This is a genomic window from Pseudomonas sp. LB3P93, assembly GCF_054898025.1.
Genome location: NZ_CM142713.1, coordinates 6428894 through 6450160, shown reverse-complemented (window position 1 = coordinate 6450160; position 21267 = coordinate 6428894). Strand labels below are relative to the sequence as shown.

General features: G+C 59.3%; 12 protein-coding genes. 4 read left to right on the top strand and 8 right to left on the bottom strand.

The window, feature by feature from the left end:
- Positions 1-2 precede the first annotated feature (2 nt).
- The 8 genes from ACYZT8_RS29530 to aspA all read right to left on the bottom strand — a co-directional run bounded on the left by ACYZT8_RS29530 (position 3) and on the right by aspA (position 17846).
- On the bottom strand, positions 3-4529 hold the full coding sequence (locus ACYZT8_RS29530; RefSeq protein WP_461977958.1) for a dermonecrotic toxin domain-containing protein: 4527 nt from the start codon (positions 4527-4529) through the stop codon (positions 3-5).
- 146 nt (positions 4530-4675) lie between these two features.
- Entirely contained in the window at positions 4676-9262 is a 4587-nt protein-coding gene (locus tag ACYZT8_RS29525; RefSeq protein WP_461977956.1) for a dermonecrotic toxin domain-containing protein, read from the bottom strand.
- A gap of 368 nt (positions 9263-9630) precedes the next feature.
- Positions 9631-10731 carry a polyamine ABC transporter substrate-binding protein gene (locus ACYZT8_RS29520; protein ID WP_461977954.1) on the bottom strand — a complete coding sequence of 367 codons (1101 nt, stop codon included), beginning with the start codon at positions 10729-10731 and terminating at the stop codon, positions 9631-9633.
- A gap of 12 nt (positions 10732-10743) precedes the next feature.
- Positions 10744-11775, bottom strand: coding sequence for a histone deacetylase family protein (locus ACYZT8_RS29515; RefSeq protein ID WP_461977952.1), 1032 nt, complete (start codon positions 11773-11775; stop codon positions 10744-10746).
- Between the two features lie 328 nt (positions 11776-12103).
- Positions 12104-13102 (bottom strand): AraC family transcriptional regulator, encoded by a 999-nt coding sequence (locus tag ACYZT8_RS29510; protein WP_461977950.1) that lies wholly within the window; start codon positions 13100-13102, stop codon positions 12104-12106.
- A 165-nt stretch (positions 13103-13267) separates the two neighbouring features.
- Complete coding sequence (locus ACYZT8_RS29505) at positions 13268-14272, bottom strand: asparaginase (RefSeq protein ID WP_461977948.1); 1005 nt, start codon at positions 14270-14272, stop codon at positions 13268-13270.
- Positions 14273-14471: 199 nt separating this feature from the next.
- The gene (locus ACYZT8_RS29500) at positions 14472-15923 is read right to left on the bottom strand and encodes an alanine/glycine:cation symporter family protein (RefSeq protein WP_461977946.1); all 1452 of its coding nucleotides are present in this window, start codon (positions 15921-15923) and stop codon (positions 14472-14474) included.
- Positions 15924-16421: 498 nt separating this feature from the next.
- The gene (gene aspA, locus ACYZT8_RS29495) at positions 16422-17846 is read right to left on the bottom strand and encodes an aspartate ammonia-lyase (protein WP_046044988.1); all 1425 of its coding nucleotides are present in this window, start codon (positions 17844-17846) and stop codon (positions 16422-16424) included.
- Positions 17847-18026: 180 nt separating this feature from the next.
- Between aspA and ACYZT8_RS29490 the strand changes: the two genes are divergently transcribed.
- From ACYZT8_RS29490 to ACYZT8_RS29475, 4 genes are all read left to right on the top strand, one after another.
- On the top strand, positions 18027-18944 hold the full coding sequence (locus ACYZT8_RS29490) for a LysR substrate-binding domain-containing protein (RefSeq protein ID WP_461977943.1): 918 nt from the start codon (positions 18027-18029) through the stop codon (positions 18942-18944).
- A gap of 295 nt (positions 18945-19239) precedes the next feature.
- Entirely contained in the window at positions 19240-19731 is a 492-nt protein-coding gene (gene purE, locus ACYZT8_RS29485; RefSeq protein ID WP_008150032.1) for a 5-(carboxyamino)imidazole ribonucleotide mutase, read from the top strand.
- An 11-nt stretch (positions 19732-19742) separates the two neighbouring features.
- Positions 19743-20825 carry a 5-(carboxyamino)imidazole ribonucleotide synthase gene (locus ACYZT8_RS29480; RefSeq protein ID WP_461977941.1) on the top strand — a complete coding sequence of 361 codons (1083 nt, stop codon included), beginning with the start codon at positions 19743-19745 and terminating at the stop codon, positions 20823-20825.
- Between the two features lie 110 nt (positions 20826-20935).
- Positions 20936-21181, top strand: coding sequence for a GlsB/YeaQ/YmgE family stress response membrane protein (locus tag ACYZT8_RS29475; protein WP_090177848.1), 246 nt, complete (start codon positions 20936-20938; stop codon positions 21179-21181).
- Positions 21182-21267: the final 86 nt, after the last annotated feature.

Here is a 21267-nt window from a genome sequence, read left to right as displayed (position 1 = left end):
GGTTACGATGCGGTTTTTGTCTGCGGCTCCAGGTCCAGAAACAGTTTGCGTAGCTCAGGATCTTCGATCTTTCTGAACACCCCATCGATTGGCTCGAAGGTGTTCAACACCTGCTGCAGTTCAGGTGTCAGCGTTTTCAGATAGTCATCTGAAACTTTCAAATGGGCCGCGGTGGGGGTATTCGCCGGGCTCGTCTGGCTTTCGTAGTGGAAATGCGCGACCCATAACGGCTTATTGTGGGGCTTGTCGAAAATCCGGTATTCCTGGAAAAAGTCGCCGAGCCCTCTGGTCTGGATTCGACCTCGCTTATCGCGGCTGATGTCGAGTTGCCCGTTTTGATGCATCCATTTGAAAATGCTCTGGGTCGGTTTGCGCTGCGTGTACAGGTCAGCTCGAACGCTGACACCTTCTTTGCGCAGGCGGCTGGCCCCATCACGTAGATCGCGGCTCAACGTGGCGACAGGGATTGGGTCACCTCCGGCCTTACTGCTGTTGGCCACGGCTTGATCAACGCTGCTGGCAGCCTGCTCCAGTTTCAGTGCCTGCTGATCGAATACATCCTGGACATCGGCAGGTATGCGTCTTGGGAGCAAAGCGTCTTTACGGGTGCGTTCTATGAAGGTGTTCGTGTCCAGGTTCAGTTCCATGCCGGCCGCGACTGTTTCCACATCATCCAGTACCGGAACGGACTGCTTGTAAACGGCGGGGGTAAACGGCTTGAGCGGCTCCTCCATAGTTTTTTCGGGTTCACTCTTGCTGGAATCGCGTGGCCGGGTCTTGCGCACTTTGATCGGTTGTCGGGAAGTGCCCGGTTGTACTCGCTCTACAGGAGGCTGCACAGCAATGGGCTCTGGCAGCGAAGCCTGTAATCGGTTGTGTGCCAGTTGCGCGAATTCATCGATGAGCGATTGCAGGTGTTCGAGTTTGGGTAGCTTGACCAGTCCAGGATACGTGCCTGGCAATTCCTGAATACGCTGTTCGGCGTCGGCGAATGTCTCCACGAGACTGTTCAGTTCCTCGACATGCTCCTTTACAACGGAATGTTCGACTTCGACTTTCATCAGGTCCGCCACTTGAATCGCGGCCTTCGCGGCGCTCACAACGATATTTCCCACAGCGGTACGAGCCTGCTGCATCAGGGGGCTGACCTGCTCATTGAGGCACAGCTCCTGCGCCATGCCGATTTCGTTGGCCTTGATATCCAGCACAGTAAACGAAGGCGCCAGTTTTCTGATTTCCATTGCGCGTTCAATGCCAGGTCGTCCGGCTGCGTGCATGCCTTCGAGTGTTGACGTCGACAGGATCAGCTTTTCAACCATCTCCTTACCAAGGTCGGACGCTTTCTGGACATCGTCGACGAACGTTTGCCTGGGGACTGGTTCGTTTTGTCCGGCCTTGGTCATGACACTGGTGGCCTGCGCATACTCGGATCGTTTCAGGACAAACCACAAAGAAATATTCTTCTGCAGCACCACGCTCATGCGAAGCAAGTCTTCCCGGTAGTTTTCCGTCCCGCCGAGGGTGCGCCATTCGCGTAGTTGTTCCAGCGCCTGGCGATACTCGCCGATCGTTGCATCCAGTTTTTCCATGTAAGCCGCCGTGCGCTGATCGTAGTTTTCAGCGCTGGCCTGCCGGATGCCGTCATGTAACTTTGTCAGTTCGGTCTCCTTCGCCTTTTCGAGGCTTTTGAAGGATCCCAGTGCGTCACCCAGATTGACTCTGCGCTGCTCGTTGGCTGCCTCCAAGTGGCGGCTGAACACATTCCCGGCGCCCCCTCGCAAGCGCAGACGCAGGTCGAGCACCCATTGCCCTTTGCCGTTATTCATCAGCATCGGACCGTTTCGCTCAGGTTGATCCGGGTAAACGATATGAACCTCGTCGTCGCCTTTCACGTCGACGTAGAACCACCGGTCACCCACTTGTGCGTAATTCCTGTCGTTATGCTGGTAAAAATGCGGAGGAGCTTCCTTAACCTTCGTCACGCTTGCACTGGAAATATCGGGGGACGTGACTTTTAGCGTGTCCAGGTAGGCGCCCAGTGCGGTCGGTGTTCGGTGTGGAACCGAGCCGGCCAACTCCAGCGAGGAAAGGTGACTGGGGGGAAGATCCGGGGCCAGCGGGGCAGGATTGAGCGTGACGGTTACGGGCTCGGCGACGGGATCTGCAGCTTTCTCCTTCGACACCTGCTCAATTCGAGGTTTGCTCGAAACCCTTTTACGTCGCATCACGGCGTGGTGGCTGAGGATAATGCCGATCGCCAGCAGAATGTCTGACACCGACGTCCATTCGATGAAACGGTCATCCCTGTCATGGGCATCGAGGGCCTGCTGAATCTGGTTGATGGTTTGCCAGACCCAGACGGCTGTGCCGACCGCACCGCTGAGGAAATTTGAGGCGACGTTGAAGAGCGCCCAGCCACTGTCTTTCAAAACGCTCCAGCGCCGCTCGGCATTGGACCGCGATTTACGGTCGGCGAGGTTGACCAGCATTCGCGCGTTGCTTTTGAACAGCGCAGACAGAATGTCGCCCGTGATCTCGACGCTTTCGAAAACCACGCGCCCGAACTTGTCTGCCCGCTGCAATGGATTGACGACTTGTTCCGCGATCAGCCACGGTGAGGGCAGCCCGGTGGGGAATACATACTGGGCATATTCAAAGCTCATTTCTTCTTGGGGCAGCCAGGCCAGTACCGAATCCCTGAGGTCGCCGGGTTGATGCAACGCGTACAAAAGGTTTTGTCTTGAGGGGTATTGCAGCAGGGGCTCATCAAGCATCGCCCGATAGAGCAGGCAAGGCCCGCTGTGTGCGTTTCGAGGGCTGATGATGAACATGTTGTCGACGGTGTCGCTGCTGCTGATCAAGCGATGTTGTGGCGTCATCGTCAGCGGGTAAAGGGCGATGGTTTTGACTGTGACATCGGGATCGAGCAGTTCGCAGACGTATTGGTAACCGCGTTCGTCCACACCGGTTTCAGGCTTGAATCTGGCCTCCAGTGCCTGGAGCGGCAGCAAAGAACGTAGTTGGTCGCGATAGAAGTTTTCCTGACGTCGGGAGGTGACCGGATCCTCCAGAAGCTTGGGTTTGATCAGTTCTGGATACGCTTTGCCGACGTCCACTCGCGCTGACACAGTGGTGAGAAATTCCGCTGTCAGCCAATCCGGCACCGCCGCACCGCCCTTGAAAAAAACGCTCGCCATGTAGGGCGCTTCGTTCTCAAGAGCGAAGTCGGCCAGCGTTTCAATGCGTTGATCGAGGGGGTTGGGGAGCGTGAAGTTGTCGGTGGAAAAACTGTTGGTGATTTTGATCCGCAGACTATCCAGCGCAAGATTCGCGGCGCCAACCGCCAGTGGATCCGCGATGATCGCTTCACGCATCAGCCGCTGAGCGTAATCGCTGATGGACGGAATCTCGGCTCTGGCCAATTTGCCGTCCGGTTGACGATACAACTTGCCCAGCGCGCTGATGTATTGGCTGTAGTCTTGAATATCGTTGGACGAGGCGTTGCGCAACCAATCGGGAATCGCTTTGTTCAGTTGCAGGAGTTGCGCTTTTTCGGTGGAGTCGAGCCCGGTTTCGGGCTCTACATCGTCTGCCGGTGCTTCAATAAACTGCAATAAGTTGATGGCGTCCAGTTGTGACGACACTAATGCCCACGCCATGTGATCGAAGATGTTGCCTTCCGGCTCGTAAAGCCGCCACGTCAGACCGCGTCCTGACCGTTGTTCCTCCAGGCGTGCGGGAAGCGAGTTGCCCAGTTCTTCCAGCGAACTGAAGGACTCGTATGCGCGCTCGATGGTGTACATCACCAGCAGTTGGCGCTTGCGATACGTGGCCTTGAGCACCAGTGCGCCGCCGATCAATAAATGGCGGCTGATGTCATTCTCGACGGTGTCGATATCGAGAAGGCATGCCTGAATGGCGGAGAATTCGCTGTTTACATTTTTACGGGTGGTTTTGTCCGGGGCGCTGAACACCTCCCGTGCCATCGCGCACTCATCGGCGTCCCAGCCTTTGACCTTCTCCACGTTCAACGCCTTGCGCAGCGCGTTGGAAAGCTCCTGCCAGCGGGAGATCGCATGCCCCTTGGCATTCCAGAACTCCAGTTGCCGTACTTGAGCCTCGACGAACAGTATCGACGCTGAGTCATTGAGCATCTTTGCGATGTCTTCAATGCTGACGGCGAGGTGAACCGGGTTTTTGCTGTCCGGTTCGAGGGTCAGGAAATGCTCGCCTTCGAGATAGTTGGCCACCGTTCCATACAGGCCCTGGCGCATCAGCGCCAGGGTCAATGATTCGAACTCGGTCGGGCCAGCCTCGATGTGGTCGTCCACGATGAGCCATTGAGGCGTGGCGACGAAGGCTTTGTCTGGGTCGATTTGCAGTTCTGGCCAGGACTTTTCCAAGGTCCGGCGCAGCAGGTGCGAAGCCACTTCGCTGAGTGCCGGGCCGTGGCTGGTCAGGCTGACCAGGTCACTGGTCTCCACCAAAGGCGTCGAATCAATCTGGGGCGATGAAGTGTTCTTACTCATGGCGGATACCGGGGCAAAGGCGAGGCCAGGAAAGCCTCTTGATGCACCGAAGGTAATCAGGCGTCACCGCCCCGGGGTGGTAGATATATATCGCGGGCAAAAAAAGACCCGCGAATGCGGGTCTCGGTTTTGGCACAACGTACGGCTTACGATCCTGAGGCCGAGGCCGGCACTTTTGCGAAGAACAGTGTGGTCGCCAGTTGCAGGCTGATCTCGCTGCGGTAGATCGAAATCGCCTGGAGATCGTCGTTCGCGTTGCGGGATTCGGATGCGCCCCCTAGCAGCCGTTGCTGCACGGTTTTCAGGTGCGCCGCGGTGAAGGTTTGTGCAGGCGATGCGGGCTCTGAATAGTGGAAGTGGGCATACCACAGCACTTTTTTTGTGCTGCGATCACGGATCTCATACTCCTCGAGGTAGTCTCTTTTACGGTTTTTGAGCAAGCGCCGGCCGGGGCTCTTGACGATGTCGACCTGACCTTCGCTTTGCAGCCACCGGACGCGCTCCGCCGTCGGCGGCTGTAGTTTGGTCATGCTGATTCGTGTCACACGCCCCTGATTGTAGAGTTTGGTAGCCCCGTCGTTTAGCTGCTTGGTCAGCGTGACGGCGGAACCCGGACCGCCTTCGGTGGAATTACTCGCGGTCAGCGCTTCGTCGATCGCGCGCGCGGCCTCCTGCAGTCGATGGGCCTGCTGATGAAACATCTCCTCTATTTCCACGGGTATTCGCCGCGTCCCTTTTGAGTGGGCCTCTGTTCGACGAATGAACGCATCCAGCCCGTCCAGCAACGCCTGGCCAAGCACATTGCTTGCACTCAAGTCGGGTTGGACGACGACGGGAGAAACCGGTTTCGGCGCCACTCTTTCAACCCAGACGCCCGGGGTCTTCTCATGAAAGGTCGAGATGACTTTGCCGGTCAACGTCGAGGTCACGTCGAACAGTTCTGACCCATGCGCGACGGATTCGGCGCGTAACTGGCCGACCACCGTACCTTTATAGCGGGTCTTGATGATTCGCTTGGCGGGAACGGTCGGCAGGCGGGAAGGGCCAGGTTGCGGTTCGAGCGCTTGGCGTTCCCGCAGCAGGTTCGCCAAGTGCTTCACGCTGCGCTGTTGAAAACCGTCGATTCGTCGGCGCATCAAGTCGAGCGATGGTTGCAGGAACTGACCGGGAAACTCTGTGGGCAGATCGACGATGCGCTGGTCGGTGATCGTGAGTTGTTCCACCAGATCGCTCAGCCCATCAATCCGTTCCGGTAACCGCCGCACCTCTTCGTCAGCAGCCAGATCCAGTGAAGCCTGGATGGTGAGGGCTGCGTTTTCGACAACGTTCTCCAGTGCCTGGCGCGCTTCAGGCGCGGTCGCAACGCTGTCGTCGAGGCACAACTCTTGCCCCAGTGTGATCTGGAACAATTTGAGGTCCTGTAAATCGAACGTCGGCAGGTTGGCTTTGACGTCGCGGATTACTTCGACGGCTTCTTTGCCGAGCAGGTTCAGTTGCTCGAAGCGAGAATGCGCGAACTCGATTTTCTGGATGTAACCTTCGGTCAGGTCGCTCATGTGTTGATAGGTCTGTCGGGTGGCCTGCGTGTTTCCCGTTGGTTGGCTGTCGAGAAGATCGAGGGAAATTCGCATTTGATTACCGAAAACCGGACGCTGGTGATCGAACCATTTCTCCAGCAGCGAAAGCTGGAAATCCAGGCGACTGATCATCGCTTTCCGGTAATTGGGAATGGCCTCGCGAGCATTGAAAGCTTTCATCTGTTCCATGTTGGCGCTGATGAACGATATCTGCGCGTCGAGCATTTCAAGGTACAAGCGGCGATGGGTGTCGGTGGCTGTTGGTGCCTTCGCTTTTTTTTGAGCTTCCTTGAGTTCTGCCTCCCGGCTTTTGGTTTGGCTTTCGAACGCAATCATTTGCTGTTTCAGTTCAGCCTGGCGCTGCCGGTTTTGTTGTTCCAGCCGTTTTTTCTCCTTGCCCCCGGCCCGAAGCCTCAGTCGTGTGTCGATGAACCACTCACCTCTGGCGTTCTTGACCAGCAACGGCCCGGTGCGTGGGGGGGACCGGCGTGAGTCAATGATCTGCACATCGTTGTTGTCGTTGAGGGTGACTTCGAACCATCGCTGGCCAACCTTCGCGTACCTTTTTCCGTTGAGCGAACTGAGGTGTTGATAAGGACCGGGTTCGCTCGAGGCGGCAGCCTTTTCTTTGGGTTCGGCGATGGCAAACTCATCAAGCAAGACGCCCAAGGATGAGGGCGGCAGCGTAGCGATGGCGTGCAGAGACGACTCATGGGAGGGTGGAAGCTTATTGAGTTCGGGCAGATGGGTGATCGTGATTTTGCGGGCAGGCTTGCTTTCGGGCGTCACGGGTGGTGGCTCGACAGTCTCGGGCAACCGCGAGACGGGTTTATGGCGAGTGGCAGCCCGATGGGCCAGCACCATGCCAAGCGTCAACAGCAGATCAGTCACGGCGGACCAGGCGAGTTGGCTGTCGTCGTTCTCAGCGGCATCGGTAATCTCCTGCATGTCGTCCATGATCTGCCAGATCCACGCGGCAACTCCGGCAGTGCGACCGAGGAAGGGCAACGCGACATTGAACAGCATCCATGTGCCTTGCTTGAGCGTTGCCCAGCGAGCTTGCGCATTGGACACCGATTGACGATCAGCCAGGGTAATCATCGCGTTGGCGTTGGCTTTGAACAGGGTCGCCAGCGGCGCGTCATCGAGGGCTGCCGTACTGATCGTCACCGCGCCCATCTTGCCCAAGGCTGAAGTGGGGTCTACCAGCAATTGGGTCAGCGTCCAGACCGACGGCAACTCACCCGAAAACACATACTGGGAATAGTTGAAGCGCACATCGTCGGACAGCCAGGCCAGGATCGATTGGCGAAGGGGTTTTTCGTGCTTGATCGCATACAGCAGATTGGCCTCGCTTGGGTACTGCGACAGCGAGGGAGAGAGCAATGGCCGGTAGAGCAGGCACGGTCCTTTATCGGCGAGCCGCGGACCGATGACGAACATGTTGGCCACTTCATCGCCTTTGCTGTCGGCGGAATCACCGGTAATAAAGGCCAACGGTCGAATGACAATCTCCTGTCCGTTCACCCGGCGGTCGGCAGCGTTTTCCCGCATGGCTGCATTGACGTATTGATACCCGCGTTCATCAATCCCGGCCTCGTCGCGCATCTTGTGCTGTAACGCCTGCAAGGGCAGCTGAACGCGCAGATGGCGGGTGTAGAGAGCTTGCCGTCGCATCGTTTCTTGCGGTTCTTCAAGCAGTTTGCGCTTGATCAGCGCCGGGTAAACCGCCCCGATATCAACCTGCAGGACGAGCTTTTCCAGATAGGCGGGGGTCATCCACGCAGGCACCGCGGCGCCGTTTTTGTAGCGCACCGTCTTGTTGCCCAGCGGAACGGCAATCAGGTTTTGCAGCGCCAGTTCGATCAGCGACAGCGTGGTGGTTTGCGTCTTGCCGGGTACCACGATAGCGCCCAGCACCACGACGCTGGTGATGTTGATTTCAATGTCTTTCAGATCCAGGTCCGCGGCCGTCGGATAATCCTTGATCATCTGCTCTCGCAGGGTTTGCAGCGCAAATTGCGGCAGTGACGAGATGCCTTCGTCGAAGGTTTTTCCAGCGTCCTGTTCCCGCAGCTGCGCCAGGTCCATCAAGTGCCGGCTGTACCGGGTGAGGTCCGCTGACGAAGCGTTTTTCAACCACCCTGTCAGTAACCCCTGAACCTTGCTGAAGCGCGACGACGGTAGGGCTTCAAACTCAGTGAAGCTTTTTGCCGCGGCACTGATTTGTGGTGAAAGACTCGTAAAAGAAGCACGTTGAAACGTATTGAATTGACCGATGGCTTCAGCTTCGAGTGCGATCAGCGCGCAGGCCTGGTGGTGGAAGAAGTTGCCCTCGGGTTCATACAGACGCCATTGCAATGTCAGCTCGACGCTTGACGTTCCAGGGTGGGCGAACAATGTATTACCCAGTGCCGCAACAGAGTCGTAGCGCCTGAACCCTTCTGCAATCGAGTGCGTCAGCACCAGGGTGCGCGTGCCCAATGTGCCCACGAACACGGCGATATCCAGGACCCGCAGATGTTCGCTCACCGCGTTTTCAACCCGATCGGTGTCGATCAGGCAGGCCTTGGTCAGGTACTTGTCCTTCGACCGTCGTGTTGCGCGATCCGGATGATTGAACACGGCTCGGGCCATCGCTTTTTGGTCCGCATCCCAGTCGGTGGCCTCATCCACGTTCCAGATGTCCTGCAGCGATTGCGAAAGCGAATGCCAGCGCGGGGTCGAAGGACTTGTTTCCCGGTTCCAGTAATCAAGCTGCTGTTGCTGATAAGCGATGAACAGCTGCGGTGCGAGCGTGTTGAGCAGGCATCCAATGGCATCGATTTTCACCGGCAATTGAGCTAGCGGTTCAGCGCCCGGTTGCAGGGTCAGGAAATGTTCCCCATCGATGAGCGTCACCGTCGATCCCGACAAACCGAGTCGCACCAGCACATCGGTGAGCGATTCATACAAGTTATGGCCGGACACGACATCGGTTCCGGTATCGACCCAGGTCGGGGTGACGACCGTGGCGAGCGTCGGATCGATCTTCAACTGCGGATAAAGCGCATTGAGCGCAGGACTCAACGCGCTCGCGGCGACCTCTCTGATCGAGGGGCCGGTGACCAGTTGGGTCAGTACCTCTTCTGCACTCGGGGCAACGGTTTCGGGCATGGTCGTCTCCTGACTGAGAGCGCGCTGCCATTGATTGCGCAGCGCTGGATCAGGAAAAGGTATCGGGCGGCCGAACGTGCCTGGCGGTACATATGTATTGCAGGCAAAAAAAGACCCGCGAGTGCGTAATGCCAGGCAGTCAAGCCGCAGCGCGATTCGTAGCAGCTGGCGAAGCCTGCGTTCGGCTGCGAAGCAGTCGTGAAATCAGACGATGCGGTGTTTCAGGATGACTGCAAACTCAGGTTTTACGACTGCTGCGCAGCCGAACGCAGGCTTCGCCAGCTGCTACAAAAAATGCGTCAGAGCAGAAATTGCTTAACTGATCGGCATTGCGCGTCACGGCGGGTCTTCGGTTTTCAGGCGTTGCTTCAGGTCCCGGATTTGATCTTGGTCCAGGCCCGGGTCCGCGCGCGTTCGGCATCGCGTGGCAACGGTTGCAGGGTGTACAGCGTGCCCATGGCCGTTTCGGTCGGGTACAGGTTCGGGTTGTTGCGGATCGCCGGGTCGACCAATTGCGTGGCGTCCTTGTTCGGGTTCGGGTAGCCAACGAAGTCGCTGACCGGCGCGATGACTTGCGGTTGCAACAGGTAGTTGATGAAGGTGTAGGCGTCTTCCGGGTTCTTCGCGCCTTTCGGAATCGCGAGCATGTCGAACCAGATCGGCGCGCCTTCTTTCGGCAGGCGCATGTCGACGATCACACCGTTCTTGGCTTCCTTGGCGCGGTTGGCGGCTTGCGAGAAGCTTCCGGAATAACCGACCGCGACGCAGATGTCGCCGTTGGCGATGTCGGCCATGTATTTGGAGGAGTGGAAGTAGGTGATGTACGGACGGATTTTCATCAGCAGCGCTTCAGCCTTTTCGTAGTCCGCCGGCTTCTTGCTGTTGGGGTCCAGACCGAGGTGTTGCAGGGCCAGCGGCAAGATCTCCGACGGCGAGTCGAGCAGGGCGACGCCGCACTGCTTGAGCTTGCTGATGTTCTCTTCTTTGAAGATCAGGTCCCAGCTGTCCACCGGCGCATTGTCGCCCAGCGCGGCTTTGACCTTGTCCGGGTTGAAGCCGATCAGGATGGTGCCGTACATGTACGGCACGGCGAATTTGTTGCCCGGATCATTGCCTTCGAGCAGCTTCATCAGCTTGGGATCGAGGTGGTTCCAGTTCGGCAGTTTGCTGCGGTCCAGTGGCTGGAAAACACCGGCCTCGATCTGCTTGGCGAGGAACACGTTGGACGGCACCACCACGTCGTAGCCGGAGTTGCCGGTCAGCAGCTTGGCCTCAAGTGCTTCGTTGGTGTCGAAGATGTCGTAGACCAGTTTGGTCTGGGTGTTCTGCGCCTTGAAGTCTTCCAGCGCTTTTGGGGTGATGTAGTCGAACCAGTTGTAGACGCGCAACGTTCGCTCTTCAGCGTGGGCGGCGCCACCGAGCACCGTGGCGCATAGCGCCGGTGCAATAAAACGCTTGAGTCTGTTCATTGTTCTAATTCCTCATTGGGCGCTTTCAAAACCTTCGAGAACGTTCACGGCGTTGATGCCGATTTCTTCTACCGCGTAACCGCCTTCCATCACGAACAGCGTCGGTTTGCCGAGCTTCGCGATGCGCGCGCCCATGGCCAGGTAATCCGGGCTGTCGAGCTTGAACTGGGAGATGGGATCGTCCTTGAACGTATCGACGCCCAGGGAGACGACGATGATGTCCGCACCATATTTCTGGATCTCTTCGCAGGCTTGATCCAACGCGGCACTCCAAGTTTCCCAGCCGCTGCCAGCCGGCAAAGGGTAGTTGAAGTTGAAACCTTCGCCCGGGCCTTCACCCAGCTCGTCTTCGTAACCGAGGAAGAACGGGAATTCGGCTTCCGGATGGCCGTGGATCGAGGTGAACAGCACGTCGTTGCGTTCATAGAAAATCGACTGGGTGCCGTTGCCGTGGTGGTAATCGACGTCGAGGATCGCAACTTTTTTGTGGCCCTGATCGAGGAAGGCCTGAGCCGCAATGGCGGCGTTGTTGAGGTAGCAATAACCGCCCATCAAATCGCTGGCGGCATGGTGCCCCGGTGGTCGGCACAGGGCGAAGGCACTGCGGGCGCCGCGCTGGATGGCGGCTTGCGCGGTGAGGGCCACTTGCGCTGCGCTGTACGCCGCTTGCCAGGTGCCGGCGGTGATCGGTGCGCCGCCGTCGAAGCTGTAATAGCCAAGCTGGCCGTGCAGGCTGGTGGGGATGATCCGGCGCAGAGTGCGGGCCGGCCAGGTGTAGGGCAGCAAGTCGCCGTCGGTGTTGAATTCGGTCCAGCGCGCCCAGGCGCCTTTGAAGAAGTCCAGGTAGTCGCGGCTGTGGATGCGCGCGATCGGGTCCAGGCCGAAATCCTGCGGCACTTCGACCGGGCCGAGATTCTGCTTTTGCACACGTTGCAACACATGGTCGGCCCGCGAGGGCATTTCGAAGCAGGGCATCAGTTGCCCGTCCATCAATTCACAACGGCCGTGGTGCAGGTGGTGATCGTCCGAGTAGATCGTCAGCATTTCTTGTTCTCCGCAGGCTGATTCGGTTGAACACAGTTTTGCGGGAGGCGGCGTTTGGGAAAACGGCAGGAAAGGCCAAAAGGGGATTGATATGGCCAAAAGATTTGACCGGAATTCGCCCTTTATTGGCGCGACGGTGCCCCGGTTCAGAGCATTGGAATGCAGAACCTGTGGGAGCGGGCCATGTGGCGAGGGGATTTAGCGAAACGTCGCACCGCCCCGTTCGGCTGTGAAGCAGTAGTAAACGCGGTTTAACTTTGAAATGCCGGGGCCGCTACGCAGCCCAACGGGGATAAATCCCCTCGCCACAGGGCTCGCTCCACAAGGGTTATCGGTGTGGTCTGAACTGGCTGGGCGCCACGCCGCTCCAGCGCACAAACGCATGGCGGAAACTCGCGGTTTCGCTGAAGCCCAACGCCTCGGCGATCCGGTAGATCGGCAGCTGGTCTTCACAAAGCATCAGCTTGGCCTGCTCGAAGCGCAGTTCATCGAGCAACTCCTGATAGCTGCACCCCAGATCCTTGAGATGGCGCCGCAACGTGCGCGCCGAACAATTCATCTGTAGCGCCAAACCGTCCAGCCCAGGCGCCGCATTTAGTTGCGCACGGAGCAACTCTCGAATCCGCCCCAACCACGCCTGGCGCCCGGTGAATTCGGTGTTCTGCTTGCGGCAGCGTTCGACCATGGCCTGATGGGTGATGACATCGGCCAGCGGCAAGGGCTGGTCGAGCCAGCGCTTGTCGAAGGCAAAGGCATTATCCCGGGCGTCGAAGTGAAGTGGGCAATTGAAGTGTTCGGCGTAGGTCGCCTGGTAGTCCGGCGCCGCATGTTCCAGACGAGCCGCGAGTAATGGCAGCGGGTGCCCGAGGAGGTCATCGCAGATGACTTTCAGCGACACCAGACAGAACTCGGCATTGAACACGGCCAGCGCCGGGTTCTCCCGGTAATCGGCAGCCACGAACCACACGCGCTCGCCATCGTCTTCCAGGCTCAACTCGAAAAGTGTTCCCAACAGCGCCGGATAACGCATCGCCAACCGCAAAGCGTCACCGAAGGTGGCACAGGTGAGCAGCGCATAACCGAGCATGCCGTAGGACGAAACGTGCATCCGCCGGCCCAGTTCCAGGCCGATATCACGCTTGAGCGCGACTGCGTTGGCGCAGACCTGCATCTCCTGGTTGGTGGTGATGCGCGTGTCCGCCCGGCTCAGATCCGCCGCGCTGATGCCACTTCCCGCCAGCAGTGCTTCGCTGGACAAGCCTTCGGCCTTGAAGGTGTTGAGCACCAGGGAGACGGCATTGAGGGTGGTGAGGTGGGAGTGGAGCATGACGGCTTCCAGCCTTGGGAATGTCTGAAAAGCAGCAAGTTACATGCCCAACGAAGATCCTGTGGGAGCGAGCTTGCTCGCGATGGCGTCGGATCAGTCGATATCAATGTTGAATGACTCACCGCTATCGCGAGCAAGCTCGCTCCCACAGGTTTTTGTGCGGTGTCAGCTGAGTTCGCCGCACAGGTCGAGTTCGACGAGGCGTCGTACTTCAGCAGTATCGAGGCCTGCACCCAGCAACCCATGTAACTTGCCGAACGCCGCTTCCCGGGTCATGCCGCCGCCGGACAACACACCGACGCCACGCAAGCGGCTACCGGCTTCATACACATCCAGCTCGACACCACCTTCATGGCATTGCGTCACCGCGACCACCACCACTTCGTTATCTCGCGCTCGCGAAAGCGCGGCGAGAAACTCAGGGTTGTCGCTTGGCCCGGTGCCGCTGCCGTAGCACTCCAGCACCAAGCCTTGAATGTCACTGTTCAGCACGCCATCAAGTTGCTCGGCGCCGATGCCGGGGAACAACGGCAACACAGCGACTTTGGCCAACTGTTTACTCTGGTTGTAATTCAATTGAGCTGGCAGCGAAGTGGCCTTCACACCACCGCCCTGACGCTCGAGCCGCTTGAACGGGTGACGACCGAAGCTACGAACTTTCGCGCAACGGGTCGGGTCCAGCAGTTCGCCGTGGAAGTACAGATGCACGCCCGGGGCCAGACCCTGGCCCAGAGCAACCAGCGCGCCACTGAGGTTTTCCCAGGCATCGCTGTCGGTCACGCCGGCCGGCAGCATGGAACCGGTGAACACCACGCGGGCGTGCAGGCCGAGCAGTTGAAAGCTCATGGCCGCGGCGCTGTAGGCGAGGGTGTCGGTGCCGTGCAGGATCAGCACGCTGTCGCAGCCCTGGACATCAACGGCGTCAACCACCGCTTCACGCAGTTGCTGCCAGTACGCCGGGCTCATGTTGGCGCTGTCGATCAGCGGCGACATCTCGCGAAAACGCCACTGTGGCACCACGAGTTCAGGTTGGCTGTGCAAATACTCGCGCATCCGCGCTTCGAAACCGGACGCCGGGGCCAGGCCGTGAGCACTGGCTTGCATACCGATGGTGCCGCCGGTGTAGAGCACCATGACGTGCTGGGCGGCAGGATAGGTCGAGGAATTCATGAAGGTCTCCGAGAACGATGACTTTTTGTGTATTAGCGAGCCTATGTGGGAGCGAGCTTGCTCGCGATGGCAGCGGCGCGGTCTTAAGCTCGTACCAAAACGGCAGCATCAACAAGCTGCCACAACCTGCGGCCGAGCATGACGCCGGCCGCACGCTGTGTCACGTCGGGCGCAGGGGATGCGCCCGGTTTTTTACCAATCAGCGTTGCGCTGCGGGTACGCCTTGCGGCTCAGCTTCGGCCTTGGGGGCGGCGGCTGGCGGATTGGCTGGCCAGGCTTTCAGGTCCAGGTCCAGATCCGGGAACTTGCTCGAATCGAACACCGGCGTCTTGATCCCGGCAGCACGCTGGTCATCGTAGTCACGCAGGATGCGCATGCCGACCTTGAACAGCAGGAACAGCGCGATCAGGTTCACGAACGCGAGCAGGGTCATGGTGATGTCGGCAAACGCGAACACGGTGCCGAGGTTTTCGATCGCACCCCAGAAGATCAATACAAGCACCAGCGCGCGGTAGCCGATCAGCGCCTTGCGGTTTTCACCGATCAGGAAGCGCAGGTTGCTCTCGCCCAGGTAGTAGTTGTAGAGGATCGAGGTGAACACGAACAACGACAGGGCCACGGAGATAAAACTCCGGCCCCAGTCACCGACCACGGCGGCCAGCGAGTTCTGGGTCAGGGCAATGCCATCGCCTTCAAAGCCAGGGGTGTAGAAGCCCGAGAGCAGGATCAGCAACGCGGTGCAGGTGCAGATCACAAAGGTGTCGAGGAACACGCTGAACGCCTGAACCACACCCTGCGAAACCGGGTGCTCGACCGAAGCCACGGCGGCAACGTTCGGCGCACTGCCCAGGCCTGCTTCGTTGGCGAACACGCCGCGTTTCACGCCCATGACGATGGCGCTGCCGATCAGGCCGCCGAAGGCTTGATCCAGACCGAAGGCGCTTTTGACGATGGTCATCAGCATCGCCGGAACGTGGTCGAATTGCAGCACGATCACATAGATGGTCACACCGATGTACACCAGGGTTTTCACCGGCACCAGCAGGTCAGCGACCTTGGCGATGCGCTTGATACCACCGACGAACACCAGACCCAGCAACACCGCCAGGGCCAGGCCTGTCCAGGTGGTGTCGAGGCCAAAAGCGTTGTTCAGCGAGTGGGTCACGGCGTGGGATTGCAGACCGTTGAAGGCGAAGCCGAAGGTGATCAGCAGCAGGAACGCCATGATCATCCCCAACCAGCGTTTCTGCAGGCCGTGCTGGATGTAATAGGACGGGCCGCCACGGTAGGTGCCATCGGAATCGCAGCGCTTGTAGAGCTGGCCGAGGGAACATTCGAAGAAGCTGCTGGACATGCCGACCAGTGCGGTCACCCACATCCAGAACACCGCACCTGGACCACCGAGGGTCACGGCGATGCCGACACCGGCGATGTTACCCGCGCCGACGCGACCGGCGAGGCTGAGCATCAAGGCCTGGAACGAACTGAGTTGCCCGGCGCTGCTTTTCAGGCTGTCGCGGAACACCGCGAACATGTGGAAGAAGTGGCGCAATTGAACGAAACGCGAGCGGATCGTGAAGTAGCTACCGAGCCCGACAATGAGCACGATCAGTACTTTCCCTGAGAGGAAGTCGTTAATGACTTCGAGCATGGATTATTCCTCGCTGTTTTTTGTTTAGGCAAATGCTGGGCAGGTAGAAACATCGCGTTACACCGGTGTGCACGTGGCACAACAGTGAGGCGAGTGTTCGTCCCGGGCCCATATCGCAGGTTTGTTATTAGTTCGGGTTTCGCATGGGTTTGGGCCTCGTTACCAACGACCGCTCACGCGAAGAGGGGCGGCACTATACCTAGGAGAGTGCCGTCCGTCTGCACGGTTGTGGTGCATTCGGTGTAACTAAGCTTTGAAACACCTGACCCTTTGGAGGTCCGGTTCATGTGGGAGCGGGCTTGCCCGCGATGCAGGCACCGCGGTTTATCAGGAACTCCGCGTTATCGTTCATCGCGGGCAAGCCCGCTCCCACAGGTTCTGAGTTGTCGCTAAATGAGTTAAAAAAAAGGGCTTGGGGAATAAATCCCCAAGCCCTCAAAAGGTGAGAGGTGTCTAGTCCCTCGACCTGGTGAGCGGTGCTACAAGTAACGTGTCGGATCAGGCTTTAAGCGGAACCAGACGCGGAGCAATCATGTTTTCCGGGCGCAGGATGTCGGCGAGCATTTCGTCGTCGAGCAAGCCTTCTTCGCGCACCAGTTCCAGCACGCCGCGGCCGCTTTCTAGGGCGATACGGGCGATGCGGGTGGCGTTTTCATAGCCAATGTACGGGTTCAGTGCGGTGACCAGGCCGATCGAGTGCTCGACCAGTTCACGGCAGCGCTCTTCGTTGGCGGTGATGCCGACGATGCAGTGCTCGCGCAGCATGTCCATGGCGCGTTGCAGCAGGCGGATCGAGTCGAAGATCTTGAACGCGATCAGCGGCTCCATCACGTTCAGTTGCAACTGGCCGCCTTCGGCCGCGATGGTCAGGGCCAGGTCGTTGCCGATGATCTGGAATGCCACCTGGTTAACGGCTTCCGGGATAACCGGGTTGACCTTGCCGGGCATGATCGAGCTGCCAGGCTGACGCGCCGGCAGGTTGATTTCGTTGATGCCGGTGCGTGGGCCGCTGGACAGCAGGCGCAGGTCGTTGCAGATCTTCGACAGCTTGACCGCGGTGCGCTTGAGCATGCCGGAGAACAGCACGAAGGCGCCCATGTCGGAAGTGGCTTCGATCAGGTCGGCCGCCGGAACCAGCGGTTGACCGCTGATCAGTGCCAGACGCTGAACGGCCAGGAGTTGGTAGCGCGGGTCGGCGTTGATGCCGGTACCGATCGCGGTGCCGCCCAGGTTCACTTCGGTCAACAGTTCAGGTGCGAGTGTTTTCAGGCGCGCCAGGTCTTCGCTCAAGGTGGTGGCGAAGGCGCGGAATTCTTGACCCAGGGTCATCGGCACGGCGTCTTGCAGCTGGGTACGACCCATCTTCAATACGTGGCTGAACTCGACCCCTTTGGCGGCGAACGCCTGGATCAGGCTGTCGAGGCTGGCCAGCAGCGCGTCGTGACCCAACAGCAGACCCAGACGGATCGCGGTCGGGTAGGCGTCGTTGGTCGACTGCGCCATGTTCACGTCGTTGTTCGGGTGCAGGTATTGGTATTCGCCTTTCTGGTGACCCATGGCCTCCAGCGCGATGTTGGCGATGACTTCGTTGGCATTCATGTTGGTCGAAGTGCCAGCGCCGCCTTGAATCATGTCCACCACGAACTCTTCGTGGAAATCGCCGCGGATCAAACGTGCACAGGCTTCGCTGATGGCAGCGTGCTTGGCTTCGCTCAGGTGACCCAGCTCGCGGTTGGCGTCAGCGGCGGCCTGTTTGACCATCGCCAGACCGACAACCAGCTTCGGGTAATGCGAAATCGGAACGCCGGAGAGACGGAAGTTGTTCACCGCTCGCAGGGTCTGGATGCCGTAATACGCTTGCGCAGGTACTTCGAGTACGCCAAGCAGGTCTTTTTCTGTGCGGAAAGATGCAGCGGAGGACATGATAGAAATCATCTCGATAGGGACCCGGTCTGTGCCGGAACACTGCAAATGCTAGGCTTGTGGAGAATTTTCGGCCAATGCTGTTAAACACTGGCCTATGCACATTCGGCATAATGCCCGTGTGACGCCGTGAGTGCGGCGAGCGTGTGACCTAAATTGGTGCGTGTCCGGGAGGACGTGATGAATCTGGAAAGTAAATGGCTCGAGGACTTCAGCGCCTTGGCCGCCACCCGCAGCTTCTCCCAGGCTGCGGAGCGACGTTTCGTAACGCAGCCAGCGTTCAGCCGCCGAATCCGCAGCCTTGAAACCGCGCTGGGGCTGCAACTGGTCAATCGCTCGCGCACGCCTATTGAGTTGACGGCGGCGGGACAGCTGTTCCTGGTGACCGCGCGAACTGTCGTCGAACAGCTCGGCGAAGTGCTGCGCCACCTTCATCACCTGGAAGGCGGGCAGGGCGAAGTGATGCAGGTTGCCGCCGCGCACTCATTGGCATTGGGTTTCTTTCCGCGCTGGATCGCGCAGTTGCGTAATGAAGGCCTGAACATTGCCACGCGGTTAGTGGCAACCAACGTCGGCGATGCGGTGCATGCGCTGCGCGAAGGTGGTTGCGACTTGATGCTGGCCTTCTATGACCCGGACGCGGCCTTGCAGATGGACCCGGAAATTTTCCCGTCGCTGCACCTCGGCCACACCGAGATGCTGCCGGTGTGCGCGGCGGATGCCGACGGCAAACCGTTGTTTGACCTGGAGGGCGACGGCAGTGTGCCGCTGCTCGCGTACAGCGCCGGTGCGTTTCTCGGGCGTTCGGTGAACATGTTGCTGCGCCAGCGTGCGCTGCGGTTCACCACCATCTATGAGACCGCCATGGCGGACAGCCTGAAAAGCATGGCGCTGGAGGGGTTGGGGATTGCCTGGGTGCCGCAACTCAGCGTTCGCGCCGAACTGGCGCGCGGTGAATTGGTGGTCTGCGGCGGCCCGCAATGGCATGTGCCGCTGGAGATTCGCCTGTATCGCTGCGCGTTGGTGCGCAAGGCCAACGTGCGGTTGTTGTGGCGCAAACTCGAAGGCGGCGCCGCCCAGACCCCCACCGGACTGTAGGAGCCGGCTTGCTGGCGATCCAGTCGACGCTGTCTGTCTGACACACCGGGTTGTCTGGATCGCCAGCAAGCCGGCTCCTACAGGGGATTTTAATTGACCTTCAGGTCAATAAAACCGGTACTTTGCGCCGTATGACAGATGGTCGTTTCGGGGGCTGTTTATCTGCTTCATTGAGGTATACTGCGCGGCCTTCGGCCGGTTCGACTGGCCATAATTCGTACAATCAAGCCACGCATTTGCGTGGCTTGTTGTTTTTTGACGCGCCTGCGGGCGCCCAGAGAGAAGAGGCACGACGATGAGTGCACTGGTTGGCGTGATCATGGGCTCCAAGTCCGATTGGTCCACCCTTAGCCACACCGCCGATATGCTGGAAAAGCTCGGCATCCCTTACGAGGTGAAAGTGGTCTCTGCCCACCGCACCCCGGACCTGCTGTTCCAGTACGCCGAAGAGGCCGAGGCGCGTGGCATCGAGGTGATCATCGCCGGTGCCGGTGGCGCGGCCCACTTGCCTGGCATGTGTGCGGCCAAGACCCACCTGCCGGTGCTGGGCGTTCCGGTGCAGTCGTCGATGCTCTCGGGCGTCGATTCGCTGCTCTCGATCGTGCAGATGCCAGCGGGCATTCCGGTCGCCACTCTGGCCATCGGCAAGGCCGGCGCGATCAACGCCGCCTTGTTGTCGGCGAGTATCCTCGGCGCCAAGCACCCGCAGTTCCACGCGGTGCTGAAAAAATTCCGTGCTGAGCAGACAGACAGCGTCCTGGAAAATCCAGACCCACGCATCGCCTGAGGTTGTTGACGATGAAGATCGGTGTAATCGGTGGCGGCCAGTTGGGTCGCATGTTGGCGTTGGCGGGAACCCCGCTGGGCATGAACTTCGCTTTCCTCGACCCGGCACCGGATGCTTGCGCAGCCGCGTTGGGCGAACACCTGCGGGCCGATTACGGCGATCAGGATCACCTCCGTCAGCTGGCCGATGAAGTCGATCTGGTGACCTTCGAGTTCGAGAGCGTCCCGGCCGAAACCGTGGCGTTCCTGTCGCAATTCGTCCCGGTCTACCCGAGCGCCGAGGCCCTGCGCATTGCCCGTGATCGCTGGTTCGAGAAGAGCATGTTCAAGGACCTGGGGATTCCAACCCCGGCGTTCGCCGACATTCAATCGCAATCCGATCTGGATGCCGCCGTCGCTTCTATCGGTCTGCCAGCCGTGCTGAAAACCCGCACCCTGGGTTATGACGGCAAGGGCCAGAAAGTCCTGCGCAAACCGGAAGACGTGGTCGGCACCTTCGCCGAGCTGGGCAGCGTGGCCTGCCTGCTGGAAGGCTTCGTGCCGTTCACCGGCGAAGTTTCGCTGATCGCCGTGCGTGCCCGCGATGGCGAAACGAAGTTTTACCCGCTGGTTCACAACACCCACGACAGCGGCATTCTCAAGCTGTCCGTGGCCAGTACCGATCACCCGCTGCAAGCACTGGCCGAAGACTACTCCAGCCGCGTGCTTAAACAGCTGGAATACGTCGGCGTGATGGCGTTCGAGTTCTTTGAAGTCGACGGTGGCCTCAAGGCCAACGAAATTGCCCCGCGCGTGCACAACTCCGGGCACTGGACCACCGAAGGCGCCGAGTGCAGCCAGTTCGAAAACCACCTGCGGGCCGTTGCCGGCCTGCCGCTGGGCTCGACGGCGAAGGTCGGCGAGAGCGCAATGCTCAACTTCATCGGTAAAGTGCCGGAGACCGACAAAGTCCTGGCCATCGCCGATTGCCATCTGCACCATTACGGCAAGGCGTTCAAAGTCGGCCGCAAGGTTGGTCACGCCAACCTGCGTTGTGCAAGCCGCGAAAGACTGGCCGCGCAGATCCTCAAGGTCGAAGCGCTCATCGCCGAATAAATAGTTTCATGTGGCAGCGGCGGAACCATTAGGGCCCGCCGTTCTCTCATGGCAGGATGCCAAAGTCTGACTAGGCTTGGGGCATTGCCATTCAATCAGAGGGAAATGCCATGGGAATTATCGGAACCATCTTTATCGGCTTGATCGTCGGCCTGCTGGCTCGGTTCCTGAAACCGGGCGATGACAGCATGGGCTGGATCATGACCATCCTGCTCGGTATCGGCGGTTCGCTGGCGGCCACTTACGGCGGTCAGGCGCTGGGCATTTACCAGGCCGGCCAAGGCGCGGGCTTCATCGGTGCGCTGGTTGGTGCTGTGGTGTTGCTGGTGATCTACGGCTTGATCAGAAAGAACTGATTCAAGCGACAAAGTCCTCTCTGCGGCGCGCGCGGGGAGGGCTAGAATGCTCGGCGTTACACGTCCTTTCCTTACCGAGCACCTCC